Genomic DNA, 14,453 nt, shown 5'->3' with positions numbered 1-14,453 from the left:
AAAATGCAAAGGATTTACATAAATGCAGCCCGCGTTATAGTATTGATAGCAATTGCGATAATTCTCCTGTTACTTATACAGTTTCAATTGCAAAATTGGAAAGTAGGACCCACTTTGTATGTGGTTCTTGGCATTCTTGTTGCTGTTGTGATTGGAGACATTTGTCGGAGCAAGATTAAAAGATCGAAATGATATTCGTTCATTACCTTGCACCAACCTCGTCACCAACACCAACTCCACGGGGTCCGGATGTTAAAGAATTTCCTTAACACTTCAATATGTACCCTGGTTGCCAAACAAGTTATTGCAATCACCCGTTTTTAAGTTTCGGCAAGAGCCCGGTGATAATGCCGATCAGCGGCAAAAACGCGCAAAGTTGAAATACATATTCGATACTCGTCTGGTCGGCCAGGTTACCCAGCATTGCCGAACCGAGCCCGCCCATACCGAAAGATAATCCAAAAAATAATCCGCCGATCAGACCGACTTTTCCCGGCACCAATTCCTGTGCGTAAACCACAATTGCCGAGAAGGCGGAGGAGATAATCAGTCCGATAGATACCGCGAGAATGGTTGTCCAAAACAGATTGGCATACGGCAGCAGCATGGTGAATGGCGCGGCACCGAGGATCGAAATCCAGATAACATGCTTGCGCCCGAACCGGTCGCCTATCGGCCCGCCCGCGACGGTGCCAATGGCGACGGCCGACGAGAATATAAACAACTGAATCTGAGACTCCTGAATGGTCAGGCCAAATTTATTCATGAGGAAAAAAGTGTAATAACTGGTCATACCGGCCAGATACACATACTTGGAGAAAATCAGGATAAGCAAGATCACCAGAGAGAAAACCACCTTGTTTCGGCTCAGCGAAGCATGGGTAGCGGACGCTGTTTTGGCCGTTTTCTGTGAAATACTACCCTTGTACCATTTCCCGATGTAGATAGCCAGCATCACACCCATGATCGCAGCCAGCGAAAACCACATAATGCCATGCTGACCAAAAGGCGCTACAATCAACGCAGCCAGCAACGGCCCCAGGGCACTGCCGCTATTGCCGCCGAGCTGGAAAAACGATTGAGCAAAGCCGCGCTTGCCGCCGGAAGCCAAATGGGCAATGCGCGACGATTCCGGGTGAAAGATCGACGACCCCATACCGATCAGACTCACGGCGATCAATACGAATGCGAAGGAATCAGCCCAGGCCAGCGACAGCACCCCGATCAACGAGAAGCCCATTCCCGCGGCGATCGAAAAGGGTTTGGGGTTTTTATCCGTATAAAGACCCACAAACGGCTGCAAAAGAGAAGCCGTAATCTGATAGCACAATGTTACCAGGCCTATCTGGGCGAAACTCAGGTGAAAATCAACTTTGAGCAAAGGGTAAATCGACGCGATGACTGCTTGCATCGTATCGTTCAGCAAATGCGCGAAACTAATTGCAAAGAGAATCGGGTACACCGTTTTGGCGGATTCCAAAACAGGCGCGGGAGTTTCCCTGATCGCGGAACTATTCATCATATCATCTGATGTTTAAGTTTAAAAAAATTTAATGCCTCAAAATTTCCCTGGCGCAGCGTAATGCCTGCTCTTCGTTACCATCTTTAATGCTCATAAACAGGGATTTGTGCAAATCGTTAGTTTGAATGAATGAACTGGTATCGGGGTGGATTTGTAAAAACCAGCTTTTCAGTCGGGACGAAAATGCATAATACATGTCGGCCAGAATTTCGTTGCCGGATGCCCTGGCGATGCTTACGTGAAAATTGATATCTGCCTGGATGCATTCCTCGATCTTGCCCTGGTGAGCAGTTTGGATGCGCTCATTCAGGAAACCTTCTATTTCGTCGAGCTGCTGCTGGGTACGGTTGAGCGCTGCTTTTTGCGCGATTTTAGCTTCCAGCAACTGCCTTACCTCATCAATATCCTTCGCTGCCGCACGGTTTAATCGCTGATGTAACGTTTCATTTTCTTCTACAAACTCATTGATGAATGTCCCCAGGCCTTGCTGCACACGCAATAACCCGGAATTCGCCAGCATTCTGACTGCCTCGCGAATGGAAGACCTCCCTACCCCGTATTGCTTCATCAATTCGGGTTCGGTGGGCAGGCGCTGACCGGCCACGTAATGCCCCGACCGGATATAGGCCTTGATCTGGTTCGCGACCTCGTCGGCTAATGATCTTTTATGTATGGGCGTATTCATCATATCATCTGATGACAAAGATATACCGGTTTTTGAACAAATACATCAATTCTGAAAAAAATACATCAAATGGAAAATCAGCAATGTGTTGCTGAAAACCGGGCAGGTTGTCTTACCGAAATAAAAGTAGCACCAGTCAGCTTATTTGAATAAATTTTATAAAAATTGTAATAGTTTTGCTTTAAAAACCAGTTTTTCCCTCATCATGGCTACGCACAAATCAGATAACGAGCGCGAAATGCTGCGCGAGCTAGCCGATGGAAGCGAATCAGCCTTTGTATGGGTTTTCGATGCGTACAGCCCAAAGGTTTACCGGCTTGCCTTGAAGTTTCTTAACTCGCCGGATGCTGCCGAAGAAATTGTGCAGGATGTTTTTATGGACGTATGGCTGAGACGAGAAAAAATGGCCGACGTCCTGAATTTTGGGGCATATCTGCACGGAATGGCCAAAAAGCAGGTATTCGATGCCTACCGCCGCAAATCTAACTTTACCGAAATGATCCGCGAAATCGGCTATCAGGAACAGGCCGATAACGCCACGGAACGGATGGTCCAGGAAGATGAGCGCGAAAGGCTGTTGCAGGAGGCTGTCCGAAGTTTGCCCGACCACCAGCGGGAGATCTTTCAACTGGCAAGGGAAGAAGGGCTCTCCCACGAGGCCATCGCCGAGCGGATGAACCTTTCGAGATTGGCCGTCAAAGCGCATATGAAACGCATTCTACGTTTTATCCGTACCCGGCTCGCCCCTGTTTTAAAGGCCGAGACGTTCTTCTGGCTGCTGATTTTCGCAGTAAAATAATTTTTTTAAAAAAAAATTGCCCCCTACCGATTTTTCAGGAGACATATGAAATAAAGGGCCGTTCCCGGCTCTGATCCATTCATGTGTTAGTAGAAAAACAGATGCCCTCATGAGCACCGACCACGATGCGAATGCCCCCGGCGATTTCCAGCAATCGGGAATAGAACGATTTGATTTCCTCATGACCAGGTACCTCGCAGGAGATGCCTCCAATGCGGAAAATCAGGAGCTCCGGCAATTGACGGAAAATGGTTATGAGTTCCGTTTCCGGGAGTGGCTGGATGCGCATTCCGACACGGATTCGTCAGAAATAAATCTGCCTGGCAAGGCGCGCGAGGAAATCCTGACCAATATTCTAGGTACCGCCCGCCCCAAAGCGGGGAGGGCGACCATGTGGTGGAGTTGGGCCGCGGCAGTGATTCTGGCCCTGGGCGGCGTCATGTGGCTGACGTTAAGGAGCAGCCAGACGGCCCGGGTGAATATAACCCACAATGAGCAGCCCTCCCGACAGGACCAGCCTCAGGTCGTTCGGGGAAAACAATTTTTAACGCTCCCGGACGGCAGTACGGTGCTGATGAACGAGCATGCCGAGCTCACCTACTCACCGGCCTCTTTTCGGAACGGGTCGCGTGACGTGACATTGCGGGGCGAAGCCTATTTTGACATTGCTCATGATCCTACGAAGCCCTTCCGGGTGAAATCAGGCACTGTCGTGACGCGGGTGCTCGGGACAGCATTTAATGTGAACATGCAGAAAGATAAAGTGGTCGTCACGGTTACCCGCGGATTGGTAGAGGTCGGAAGCGCGCAGCGCGTGTACGCGAAGATCAAGCCGGATGAGCAGATTACCGTCAATACCCGGACCGAACGCTACAACACGGCCTCAGTGAGCGCTATTGAAGAAACTGCGTGGAAGGATGCCTACCTGGTATTGGATAACATCGACCTGGAAAAAGCCGGCCAGCTCATCGGAGAACACTATGGTGTAAAACTGACTTTTAGCCGGGCGGAAGTCCGGAAATGCCGGATCACAGCCTCATTCCTGCATCACGAAAACCTGGATACCGTCCTGACCGTGCTTACCAAAATGATCGGCGCCTCTTATACCATCGAAAACGGCAATGTCTCGATAGAAGGTGGCTCCTGTGATTAATGCAAATGCCGGTAGGAATCCCGATTATGATTACTAAACCCTGAAAACAATGTCGTACGGATCAGATCTTACGATTTTCCCCAGAGACGGCTGAGTGTTGTCTCAATGCCTGAAAATTCGAACCACATTCAAGCAAAAGCCCTTCGGCGGGAACCGAAAGGCTTTTTAACCCGCAAGTTAGGCGTAACGAACGGGTGTCGCTTTTAATAATTGGCTATCACTAAAAACGTCTGGTAAATGTACAAAAACTTTATCATCGGGGGAAGGTATGCACTTTCCAACCATCAGCCCGGTCTCCGATTTCTTATGCGCTTAGGTTTATCCTACTTGATCATCGCAGTAAGCTGCATTCAGCTCATGGCCGCCCGGCCTTCCGAGGCGCAGCCCCTGGCCGAGATGCAGGTTACCATTCAGTTGAAAAACGAAGGTGTGCGGGACCTGTTCCGTAAAATCGAGAAGCAAACCCCGCTTCGTTTCGCTTTTATCGAGAACCAGGTCGACAGCGAAGCCCGCTTTGTCGTCGGCAAGGGAACCTACCGGGTAACGGAGTTGCTCGACAGGATGCTCGGCTCGCTGCATTTGACGTATATGAACACCGGTAGTATGGTGTATATCATTAAAAATCCGCAGAACGGAAAAGAAGCGGGCGCACCGGCCAGTGGTCTGAGCAAAGATTTGCCGGAACAGCGCCCAAAAACCCTGCCCGTGAAAGGAAAAGTGACCGACGAAAAGGGCGAACCACTCCCGGGTGTCAACGTAATCATCAAAGGCACGCAGCAAGGCACTACTTCCGACAGGGACGGAAATTTCAGCCTGGATGTACCGGATGAAAATGCAGTGCTGGTATTTTCATTTGTCGGTTATGTGAGTAGGGAAATCCAGGCGATAGGAAACAAGACACTGATCGAGGTTGCCTTGAAAGTGGATGAACGGAGCCTGGATGAGGTGGTAGTAGTAGGATACGGTACCCAGAAAAAAGGAAACGTAATCGGCTCCGTGTCGACCATCAATGCACAGTCTGTTGAAAACCGGTCGGCTTCGACATTGTCTTCTTCGCTGGCCGGGTTAGCAGCAGGTGTCAATGTGCAGGCAACCACGGGTAAGCCGGGTGCGGACGGATCGAGCATACGCATACGCGGCACGGGCACGTTGAACAGCACCTCTCCTTTGGTCGTGATCGACGGCGTGGTAGGTTCCATGGACGCGGTGAACCCCAATGACGTGGAAAGCATTTCCGTACTCAAAGACGCGGCCACAGCGGCTATTTATGGCTCTCTTGCGTCCAACGGTGTAATCCTGATCACGACAAAAAAGGGTACTAAAGGCAAAACCTCCGTGAACTACACGGTGATGACCTCCCTCCTGCGGCCCAACAACGTGCCGGAGTTTGTGACCGACTATGCCCGGCACATGCGCCTGGTCAACGAGGGTTTCAACAACCTGGGGCAGGCCTCGGTGTATTCCAATCCTACGATCGAAAAATGGGAAGCGGCCAAAGCAAATCCCGACGCATTAACCGACCAGGGCATTCCGAACAGTGTGGCGTATCCGAATACCAACTGGGGAAAGGTTCTGTTCGGAGAGCGCAGGCTTTTGCAAAACCATAACCTGACCCTCAACGGCGGCTCGGAAAACACGCAGTATCTGTTTTCGGTGGGTTATCTCAACAACCCGGGAACCATGCCTGAAACGGGCGCCGACAACGTGCGGATGCGGATCAACCTGCAATCCAAAGTGGCCAAATTCCTGACCGTGGGAACACAGACTTTCGGCGACCTTCAGAATACCAGCGTAGCCGACGTGGGCACCGCTTACTCCTACCTTACCCAGACCGTACCGGGTGTTTATCCGGTTTATCAGGGCAAATATGGCTTTCCCGCAGCCGCAGAGGAATCTGCAACTGCCAACAACGCGATTGCCTGGCTATACAGCCAGGGCGGCAACAACCGGGTAAGCCGGATCAATACCACATTGTTTGCGAAGCTGGACCTTTTCAAAGGGCTGGAATTTGAATCCAAAGTGCATTACAACCAGGGCTACACCGAGAACAATACGCACCCGGTTCCATACGAAAAGTGGAACTTCGCGACCAATACGCTAAGTACCGCAGCACAACCCGCTGCCCAAATGACCACCCGGTACTCGTTGTACAAAAGCCGCAACCTGATCCTGGATAATGTGCTCCGGTACAACAGGGAATTTACCCATCACGAGATAGGTGCGCTGGTGGGGTACAACCAGCAATATTTCAACCAGTACAACTTTGACGCATCCAAGCAGGGCCTTACGCATCCCGACCTGACTACTTTGAATTCAGGCACCACCATGACGGGCATCAATGGAGACGAAACGGACTACGGGCTGAAATCGGTTTTCGGGCGGCTCAATTATTCTTTCAAGAAACGATATCTGGCCGAGGCAGTATTCCGGTATGACGGATCGTCGCGCTTCGGGGAATCGAGCCGGTGGGGCTTTTTCCCGGCCTTCTCGGCAGGTTGGCGCATTTCGGAGGAAGCTTTTATGCAGCCGCTGACCGATATTTTCGACGATATCCGGATCCGCGCTTCCTGGGGACGGACCGGAAACAATGCAGCCGGCAACTACGATCATTTGCCCGCGTACGGCACGGTGAATTACTCTTTCAATAACACGGCCATAAAGGGGCTCGCCCAAACCAAAACAGGCAACCGGGACCTGAGATGGGAAACGACCACAACGACCAATATCGGGCTCAGTGGTTTTGCGCTCCGGCGGAAGCTGAATTTCGAACTCGATTTGTACAAGGGCTTTACGGACGGAATCCTTTTCGCCCCCAATATCCCGCTCATTGTAGGTACTGCCAGCCCGGCTACGATGAATATCGCCGAAGTGACCAAACGCGGTATAGAACTCAGCCTCGGATACCAGGACCGGATTAACGATTTCCAATATTCGATATCGGGCAATTTTGCCTACAATACCAACCGTGTCGACACCTATAAAGGCCAATTACAGGAGGGATATGCGGATGTTTCGGGCAACCGCGTTTACCAGTCCAATATCGGCACGGTGTCGACCGGCGGTACCGAACGTATCCTGGAAGGCCATGTCATCAATGAGCTTTACTTGTACCCGGTTTACAAGGGCTCGGGTAATTACCGCCACTCCGACGGTTCACTGGATGTCAACGGAGGCCCGCGCGACGGGATGATCCGGACGGCGGAAGACCTGACCTGGCTGCGCGGGATGGTGGATGCCGGATACAAATTTCAACCCGCGGACGGCATCGACCCGACCAAAATCTGGTACGGCGATTTAATCTACGCGGATACCAATGGCGACGGCATTTACGGCAACGTGTATGACCAGCAGTTTACGGGCAAACGCGCTACGCCTTCCATCAACTACGGATTGACGCTCAACTTGTCGTACCGCGGCTTCGATCTTTCGATGATCTGGTCGGGTGCGGCCGGAATGCATTACTATTGGAACACGATTTACCTGAACCAGTCGATCGTAGCGCAAGGAAAATCGGTGCCAACGCTGGTGGCGGACAACCACTATTACTATAATGAGTCCAACGCCAGTGACCCCGCCAATAACCTGAACGGGCATTACCCACGGCTCAAAGGGGTAACGGACGCGCAGAACGGGCGTACGAGTAACTATTATTTGTACAATGCCTCCTTCGCGAAGCTCCGCAACCTCCAACTGGGTTATACCTTCCCCAGCCGATTGACAAGCAAACTGGCCATGAGCAAACTGCGGGTTTACCTGGCAGGTGAAAACCTGCTGACGCTTACGAAGTTTCCTGGATTGGACCCCGAAATCGGGCCTAACCCCAATTATCCGACCATGCGCCAGTTTTCGCTGGGGTTGAATGTTTCATTTTAAATGAAGAAAAATGATGAAAAAATTCTTTGCTATAATCATTGCCCTGAGCCTGGGCGGCTGCCAGGATAATTTGCTCGATACAGCCCCCTACTCTTCCGTTTCCGATGCCACCATGTGGACGACCGATAACCTGACCGACCTCGGGATAGCCGGCATTTACAATACTTTCAGGCTTGAAATGGGCCACAGCGGACTTACTACCGTACATGAGCTTTACCAAACCGACCGCTTCGGCTACACCGGACAAGGCCGCTGGGACGAGCCGCTGCTGAGAGGCACGATCACCGCCGGCGACGCGATGTTTTCCAAAGTGTGGCAGCATATGTATGAAGGCATCCAGCGGGCCAACGACGCCCTTTTAAATATTCCTGCAAAATCACCTTCCACCGATAAGAAGAAAGCGCGCTACCTAGCTGAATGCAAATTCCTTCGGGCCTATTTCTATTTCCGGCTCAACCAGCTGTACAAAGGTGTGCCGATTTACCTCGAACCCTTTACGCCCACGGAAGCGACCAAACCGCGGGCTACCGAAGCCGAGGTCTGGAACCAGGTGCTTGCCGATCTCAACGATTGCATCAATGAACCAAACCTGCCCGACCGTTACGCTAGCGGCAATGCCGATTATGGCCACGCCACCAAGGCGGCCGCCTACGCTTTACGCGGGAAGGTGTATATGTACCTGAAACAATGGGAAAAAGCATCCGCCGATTTTCAGAAAGTGAAGGATGCCGGGCACGCATTGTTCGGCGACTACAAAGCGCTGTTTACCGAGGCCAATGAGCAATGTTCCGAAATGATTTTCTCTATCCAGCACCGCGGTGAGCAGGGGTATGGAAACAACTTTCAACTGTTTATCGGCTGGCCTTCGGCATTTCGCCGCGGATGGAACTACTACATGCCGTCGCCGAACCTGGTGGACCTTCACGAGAATATCGATGGCACCCCATTCAAGTGGGACGATGTTATACCGGGTTTTTCGGGTTTGACGGTGGCTGAGCGGGAGGTATTTTTCCTGAGAAACAATATCACCGCAGAGGAACATGCGGCTGCCAGTGCTCGCGGGGCCAAAATGAGTTTGTACCTGCCGCAGGGTAATGAAGAAAGGATCAAAAAAGCCTATGAAAACAGGGACCCTCGCTTGCAGGCCAATGTGGTTACCCCTTATGCCACCTTCCGGGGCGCTTTCAACTTTACGGATGTGGAGAGCTTGCAGACGATGCGGTGGCCGTTCCGGGGACAAGCCGCTACGGGTGGTGATATCCAGAGCGATACCCAGATCAATTTTTACTATTTCTACCGGAAGTTCGTGATTGAAGGCGTTTCGGGACTAATCGATCGCAACTACGGCCCAACCGATTTCCCGATCCTCCGGTATGGAGATGTGCTGCTCATGTGGGCGGAAGCACTGAACGAGGCCGGTGCAACTGCGGAGGCAATCGAGAAAGTAAACGAAGTACGAAAAAGGGCCGGGGTCGCATTGCTGAACTCGAATGCGGCTACGGCGGTAAAAGGCCAGGAAGACCTCCGGCAAAGAATCCGCAACGAACGGAGGATCGAACTGCCGGGCGAAGGCATTAACTACTTCGATGAACTGCGCTGGAAAACGTGGGGCGAGAAAGTGTTCTATACCGGAAACGGCAAAAAACAGATATGGGGCGCCAACGTAAGCGATTATTCTTATAAAGGAGACTTCCTTATGACGTGGCCGATACCTACGGGCGAGATTCAAATGAATCCCAACCTGGTTCAAAACCCGGGATGGATTGATTAATATCCGATAAACTGGCTCTATCAATTCCCAAAGACCCGTTCGCAAACGTGAAAACGGGTCTTTGGGATTACTACCTCCCTATTCTCAATAATGTCAGAATGTCGGCGGAGTGGGATTCAGGTCGGAATCCAGAAAATCGGTGATCATGGGAATAAGCCAATTGGGACGCTGTACCACCATTCCTATGTGAGTAGTTCCTGGCAGTATCGCCAGCCGCGATTTGGGAAGGCCGTGCATATCGCCCATCTTGCCGCCGCCCTTGGCGCGGAATAGCTCAATAGCATGCTCATACCGTACACCGTCGGCATCTCCGATGGCCATGAATATCGGTGCTTTGATGTTTTTTACGTCTTTCGACCAGTCATAAGGTTTCAGGTCGATACTCATCACTTTTTTGAAGAATTCGGGAAACTTCGCTGGGTCGTTGCCCAGGCTATCCCACTGGGTTTGAATGGGCGAACCTTTGAACATATCCGCTGTCGTCGTCGAAAAGCTTGCTTCGACGTCGGGCCACCAGCCATTGTGCGCATAGGCGCCTGAAAGTATTACCAATCTACGGAGCTGTTCGGGGTGACGCACGGCAAACTGAAAAGCCACACCGCCTCCCATACTGTAACCAAGGATATCAGCACTATCGACTTGCAAATGTTTGAGAAGACCGGAAACATCGTCGGCCATGGCTTCGAAACTCAATGACCGGGCGATATCGCGGGTGCGGCCGTGCCCCTGCATTTCGGCTACGATCACCTGCCTGCCGGCCAGCATCGGGATAATTTGCGACCAGTTGGAAATAATGTTCATAAAGGATCCGTGCAGCAAAACCACAGGCTTGCCTTTGCCGTAAACTTCATAATACATTTTCAATCCATTGACGTCGGCATAGCCGCTTTGGGATGGCTTGACGGGCTCGCTGGCTACCGAATCCTTCGGCGCGGCCGGATTGTCCTGCTTTTCGTTCGAACCTTGCCGGCAACCAAGGTTGAAAACGGTAATGGCCGACAACAGGATGATAAGGATGTGCTTGTTCATGAGTGTATCAGTTTTTGTGAGGATACAAATCTCGGCACACTTCCAAAGCAATGAGGGGTGCAATTGCGGCAATGATGGGGGGCTAATAGCCCACAGAAGCTCCGTCGGGAAAGGCGAATGTATAACCGACCGGCCCCGTGGAAGCGGATCGCTACTGTCCCATCAGGTCATCATTCAGAATACCTCGTTTTTTACGTTTGAAACCGCCTTGGAGCTTCCCAAACCGGTAGGTAAATGTCAGCATGTAACGATGCATGATAATTGCGTTGGTAGAAACCATCGAAAATTGGCTGACTTCGGTTACGGTTCGGTTCTGACGGCTTGGGATAAACGGGCTTACGGCGGAAAATGTAAAATCCCCCTTTTTGTCTTTCAGGAAACTGTAATTCAATGACAGGTTGTGAGAAAAGAAACCGATGCTCCGCGCCTGGAAGGATAGGGACGCGGAAGTATAGGATGCGGCTGCATTGGCGCGCAGCGATTTTGTAAAGGTATAGCCGGCGCTGAATAAGCTACTGTACGTCAGTCCGTCACTCGACGTCTGTCTTTGGTCGGTCCTGCTCCTGAACCTTCGGTAATTGATACTGTTGTTCAGATTTATAAAAAGCTTTCCCAAAAAAGTGGAGCTAATCCCCAGAGACAACCCCGAACCTGATTCACTCCCGACGTTACCAAAGGTAGTACGGGCCACCGTGTCGGCACCAATCGTGGTGAACTGCAAAATGGCGTTGTTAGTAAAGTTGTGATTGAGGTTTAACGAAAAATTGGTTTTACCTGTAAACGTATTAAAGTTCAGGTTCACTACATGGCTGACAGTCGGATTGAGCGAGGGGTTACCGTAAAAGATATTATAGGGATTCTGGTTATTCACAAATGGGTTGATGAAAAAGAGACTAGGCCGCTGTAACCGCTGATTATACGATAAAGACAGATTGGTAGATGTGCCAAACTTTCGTGAAAAGGCAGCATTTGGCACTACATTGAAATAATATTGATTGGCCAGGGTACCGGTTGTCCTGAAATTCGCCGCAACCCTCGTCTGCTCCACCCGGGTGCCCGTCCTCAACAACCAGGGGCCCCATTTCAATGAAACGGACACATAGCCGGCATGGATAGTCTGCCGGTTGTCGTACTGGTTGGTCAGGCTGGAATCACGTGTAAACAGACTGGTACCGGCCAACTCGTGGTCAAAAAAATAACTGCTGTTATTGGAGCGCAAAATGGTCTTCAACCCTATTTCCAGAGAGTGATTTTTAATAGGCTGCACATAGTCTATCTGAGCCGTCCGCTCGGTAAAACGACTGCTATTTTCCGAAACTCCACCCCTCAGATAGGCGTTTAACCTCTCTGCTATGCGATTTTGGGAATGTGAACTATTCTCGTTTTCAAGCTCCCGAAACGAAAAGGTCAATAACTGCTGGCTATTCTTCTTAAACCCAAGCTGGTAGTCAAAACCCCAGTCGTGTCCGGGAGAGACCGAATTAAAGGTGTTCAGGGAACGATACGATTGCAAGGCCTTTCCGCTCATGTCCCGTATATTCACCCGCGTGTCCGACAAGCTCTCGCTAGTGGAACGGGTTGAGTTGTAATGAATGTTTAGAAGATTCCGATCGTCGACCTGCCAGCTTAATTCGCCTGATAAATTCAAATTTTCGTAGTTCCCCTTATTTTGTCCCGCCTGTTGCAGAATAGTACCAAAAAGTTTGTCAAGCCGGTCAAGGGAGTTGGTCGTGGTGGGGCGGCGGCTGTTTGCAAGACTCCATATTCCTGCAAAACCCAGGCCCCCCGCTTTGGCTTGTACCGAGCCACTGGTTACAGGCCCTCCCGGCGCTGAATAACCTGCCCGGGCCGATCCTGAATAGCCCGTTACATTCCGGCGATATGTTACGATGTTGATGATCCCGCCAATCCCTTCCGACTCATAACGGGCAGGCGGGCTCGTGATCACTTCAATACTTTTTACCGAGTTCGCGGGAAGGCTTCTGAGCGCCTCTTCCACATTGCTTACAAAAAGCGACGAGGGCCGGTTATTCAATAATACCAGAAAGCTGCTGCTGCCATTCAGTTCAATGCCATCATCACCGTTAATGGTGAGCATGGGAATCTTGCGAAAAAGCTCAAAGGTATTAAGGTTCGCGTTGGTCGGGTCGTTTGCAACAGTGTAGATCAGCCTGTCAGCTTCGTATTGAACCGGATTTTTTTGCGTAGTCACCGTAACCTCATGGAGGGAGACAGGTCGTGCCGACAGTTGCAAAGAATCGAAACGAATGTGACTGTTGGCGGTCATGGGTATACGCAGAACTTTGGACCCGTAACCCAAACAGCTTATTCGCAATTCATAGGGCCCGCCCCCCGGACCTGACAGTACAAACGCTCCCTGTTTGTCGGTCAATGCCAAAGCAACCATCGAATCTGTTCCGATGCTACCCAGCAGCACGGAAACGTTGTTCATAGGAACTTTCCCGGCCGAGTCCCAAACAATACCGCTGATTCTCAAAACAGGCATTTGAGCTACCGGATCAGGCGTTTGACCCTTAACCGATCCCACTAAAGTGATACAAAAAAAAAGAACCCCGCAGCCAATGCTTCTGATTTTGTCTGTGACACAAGATGTTATGGCGCAATTGAATGGCATGGGCTATGTAAAACTATGGTGTGAAAGCCTGAATGTGCTGCAATGTCAAAACAGGCGCCAGTTATTACCAGCCCCTGTTTTGACGCCTATCGCCCGTTAGCGATCTGCTGCAAATCTGACATTTTCAATAGGAATTATTGAAGCAGGACACTCGAAGTGTTAAAGTTGACATAAAGACCACCTGTTGAGCCGGTTGGCGTTACAGAAGAATAGGTACCGTTGGCACCCTCTCCTAAGCACGCACCGCCTACTTCCGGTACCACGCCATCTGTCGTAACTGTCCCCAAACCAGTCAAATTAAAACCGGTAATCTTGCCCAGGTTGTTTTTTCTCGCTTCGTAAGCGATGGTCGAGTTGACCACGGTCGTTTTGTTGAAGGTTACATTATGCGTTTTCTCACCTCTTGTTCCTTCGCCAGTAACCCACGTGCAAACCGCGTCGTATGAGTCGGTGGAATTATAAGTGAAAGTTACGGCGGGTGCGTTAATCTGCAGCGCCGCATCATTCCAGCCGAAGGCGAGCTGCACATCACCCTTGCCTACAAAGCCAATTCCGGTAGCCGGGTCAAAAGTAACGCTTACTGCTTTCTCTTTACCGTCAGGAAGGGTACCAGCGGTAGCTACGAAGTTTACTGCCAGAACAGTAATAAGGATAGAGGCGGTGGTTTGAAAAAACTTTTTCATGATTGAATAATTAAATGGTTAAAATGAGAGAAGGGAGAAAATGTTAATCAGCATAAGAACTTTAAATACAAATTGCATTTAAAATATCCAGAGCTTCAACAATAAAATATTGCGATAAATCTAAATATTAGTTTTTGTATTACTACAACAACTAATTGAAATATTTTTGTAACCAAAATTACACCAATATATTACTTCTACATTCTTACAATATCAAAGAAAACTATTTCTAATATGCAATAGATATACTTCGCATTTTTTAGACACTTCATCAATATATTTTTGGGTATAGCCTACAAATGA

The 14,453-nt window shown here is 50.3% G+C and carries 9 protein-coding genes; 4 read left to right on the top strand and 5 right to left on the bottom strand.

All coding sequences use genetic code 11. From position 1 onward, the window contains the following. Nucleotides 1-310: 310 nt before the first annotated feature. Nucleotides 311-1,522 carry an MFS transporter gene (locus tag ACQ4MZ_RS17415; protein ID WP_430846727.1) on the bottom strand — a complete coding sequence of 404 codons (1,212 nt, stop codon included), beginning with the start codon at nt 1,520-1,522 and terminating at the stop codon, nt 311-313. Between the two features lie 28 nt (nt 1,523-1,550). Further along, a complete protein-coding gene (locus ACQ4MZ_RS17410; protein WP_430846725.1) occupies nt 1,551-2,225 on the bottom strand; it encodes a FadR/GntR family transcriptional regulator in 675 nt (224 codons plus the stop codon). 187 nt (nt 2,226-2,412) lie between these two features. On the opposite strand from ACQ4MZ_RS17410, the gene ACQ4MZ_RS17405 reads away from it, so the two are divergent. The 4 genes from ACQ4MZ_RS17405 (at nt 2,413) to ACQ4MZ_RS17390 (ending at nt 9,803) form a co-directional block, all read left to right on the top strand. Continuing rightward, complete coding sequence (locus tag ACQ4MZ_RS17405; protein ID WP_430846723.1) at nt 2,413-3,006, top strand: RNA polymerase sigma factor; 594 nt, start codon at nt 2,413-2,415, stop codon at nt 3,004-3,006. 109 nt (nt 3,007-3,115) lie between these two features. Beyond that, a complete protein-coding gene (locus ACQ4MZ_RS17400) occupies nt 3,116-4,159 on the top strand; it encodes a FecR family protein (protein WP_430846721.1) in 1,044 nt (347 codons plus the stop codon). A 237-nt stretch (nt 4,160-4,396) separates the two neighbouring features. Further along, nucleotides 4,397-8,032 (top strand): SusC/RagA family TonB-linked outer membrane protein, encoded by a 3,636-nt coding sequence (locus ACQ4MZ_RS17395; protein ID WP_430846719.1) that lies wholly within the window; start codon nt 4,397-4,399, stop codon nt 8,030-8,032. A 10-nt stretch (nt 8,033-8,042) separates the two neighbouring features. Beyond that, a complete protein-coding gene (locus ACQ4MZ_RS17390; protein ID WP_430846717.1) occupies nt 8,043-9,803 on the top strand; it encodes a RagB/SusD family nutrient uptake outer membrane protein in 1,761 nt (586 codons plus the stop codon). Nucleotides 9,804-9,896: 93 nt separating this feature from the next. Here ACQ4MZ_RS17390 and ACQ4MZ_RS17385 read toward each other — a convergent pair whose 3' ends face one another. From ACQ4MZ_RS17385 to ACQ4MZ_RS17375, 3 genes are all read right to left on the bottom strand, one after another. Next, nucleotides 9,897-10,832 carry an alpha/beta fold hydrolase gene (locus tag ACQ4MZ_RS17385; RefSeq protein ID WP_430846715.1) on the bottom strand — a complete coding sequence of 312 codons (936 nt, stop codon included), beginning with the start codon at nt 10,830-10,832 and terminating at the stop codon, nt 9,897-9,899. A gap of 151 nt (nt 10,833-10,983) precedes the next feature. Continuing rightward, entirely contained in the window at nt 10,984-13,338 is a 2,355-nt protein-coding gene (locus ACQ4MZ_RS17380; protein ID WP_430846713.1) for a TonB-dependent receptor domain-containing protein, read from the bottom strand. Between the two features lie 263 nt (nt 13,339-13,601). Next, complete coding sequence (locus ACQ4MZ_RS17375) at nt 13,602-14,150, bottom strand: hypothetical protein (protein WP_430846711.1); 549 nt, start codon at nt 14,148-14,150, stop codon at nt 13,602-13,604. Between the last annotated feature and the right edge of the window lie 303 nt (nt 14,151-14,453).

The organism is Dyadobacter sp. BHUBP1, assembly GCF_050587785.1.
Classification (GTDB): Bacteria; Bacteroidota; Bacteroidia; order Cytophagales; family Spirosomataceae; genus Dyadobacter.
This window is presented reverse-complemented; position numbering and strand designations above follow the sequence as displayed.